Here is a 250-nt window from a genome sequence, read left to right as displayed (position 1 = left end):
ATCTACACCCGCTCCGGTGGCTTCATGGGCGTGTCGTTCGCCATTCCGATCGACGTGGCGATGGACGTTTCCAATCAGCTCAAGAGCGGTGGCAAAGTCAGCCGCGGCTGGCTGGGCGTGGTCATTCAGGAAGTGAACAAGGATCTGGCCGAGTCGTTCGGTCTGGACAAGCCAGCTGGCGCGCTGGTAGCGCAGATCCAGGATGACGGCCCTGCGGCCAAGGGCGGCCTGCAGGTTGGCGACGTGATCC

1 protein-coding gene is annotated in these 250 nt (G+C 63.2%); it reads left to right on the top strand.

The genetic code is table 11. The features are described 5' to 3' along the window. Positions 1-250: PDZ domain-containing protein (locus tag AAEY83_RS17260; protein WP_351061125.1), on the top strand; the 250-nt coding region annotated here is incomplete at both ends.

Source organism: Psychrobacter sp. TB20-MNA-CIBAN-0197 (assembly GCF_040309765.1).
Classification (GTDB): Bacteria; Pseudomonadota; Gammaproteobacteria; order Pseudomonadales; family Moraxellaceae; genus Psychrobacter; species Psychrobacter submarinus.
This window is presented reverse-complemented; position numbering and strand designations above follow the sequence as displayed.